Genomic DNA, 541 nt, shown 5'->3' with positions numbered 1-541 from the left:
TTCTTCCTTATTTCGAGGCTGCGCATGAGGACTATTTGTCCGAGTATGAAATGACCGGGGAACGCCGTAGCGGAAAACGCCGCAGTCCTTCCATCTACAAGAACAGCCCTCTTCCCAGTATCCCCGACCGCCTGTTCTTCATTTTGGTTTATTTGAAAAACAACCCGTTGCAGGAATATCATGCGGCCTGTTTCGGTATGAACCAGAAGCACTGTAACATATTCATTCATTGCCTGACGAAAATCCTTCGTCTGTCCCTTAAGGCTAAAGGCCTTGTTCCCGCAGAAACCGACAAGGAGCTTGCCGAACGGCTGGCGGAACTTTCCAAGGACGGGGGCAAACCGGTGCTTCTTCATGACGGGACGGAACGGGAGATCCCCCGTCCGGCAGACCAGGACATGCAAAAGGAGCGTTACAGTGGTAAGAAAAAGAGGCACACGGTCAAGAACGCCGTCATTGTAACGATGGCTTGTCTGGTCATATTTGTCAGTCAGACCGTTTCGGGCAAGACCCACGACAAGAAGATGGCTGACACAATGTA

1 protein-coding gene is annotated in these 541 nt (G+C 51.2%); it reads left to right on the top strand.

Annotation, left to right across the window (positions count from 1 at the left end; genetic code table 11):
- Nucleotides 1-541 (top strand): transposase family protein (locus tag B5F78_RS16690; protein WP_204502783.1); only part of this gene is annotated, 541 nt, incomplete at both ends.

It is taken from the genome of Bacteroides sp. An279 (assembly GCF_002159615.1).
In the GTDB taxonomy this organism is placed as follows: Bacteria; Bacteroidota; Bacteroidia; order Bacteroidales; family Bacteroidaceae; genus Phocaeicola; species Phocaeicola intestinalis.
Note: the sequence above shows the minus strand (reverse complement) of the source record. Positions and strands in the feature narration are given on the sequence as shown.